At 57.2% G+C, this 444-nt stretch carries 1 protein-coding gene; it reads right to left on the bottom strand.

Annotated elements, in window-relative coordinates:
- Nucleotides 1-406, bottom strand: a 406-nt coding sequence (locus D7Y13_RS50135; protein WP_208734637.1) for an amidohydrolase family protein, incomplete at its 3' end; no start/stop codon positions are given.
- Between the last annotated feature and the right edge of the window lie 38 nt (nucleotides 407-444).

Raw genomic sequence — 444 nt, 5'->3', positions numbered from 1 at the left:
ACACGTTGTTGTCCTTCAGGAACGTGACGACGCGGTTTGCTTCCTCCCCGCCCACTATCACCACCTTCGGAATACCGAACGATTTGGCGAACGTGACTGCTTCGATGATGTCTTTGCCGTAGTCGGCCCGTAGGTAGAGATTCTGTTTACCCGTGAACAACCCACGCATAGCTTCGAGCCGGAGGTTCATCTGCGTCGGGCTGGGCAGCGCTGCGTAAGCTTTGGCATCGGCAAAGGTGGCCTGCAACGCGCTGATGGCTTCGGTTCGCTTGTCGTTCTTCTTGATCGTGACGGCAAAATCATCGAAGTTGAAATCACGGGCGAAGTAACCGGGCCAGTTGAGCCAGATACCGTCGTCGGGTTTCAATACGGCATCTTCCCAGTTCCAGCCGTCAGCCATCATCACGCTCGAACTCCCCGACACGGTGCCGCCCTGCGGGGTTG

It is taken from the genome of Corallococcus praedator (assembly GCF_003612125.1).
GTDB classification, from domain to species: Bacteria; Myxococcota; Myxococcia; order Myxococcales; family Myxococcaceae; genus Corallococcus; species Corallococcus praedator.
This window is presented reverse-complemented; position numbering and strand designations above follow the sequence as displayed.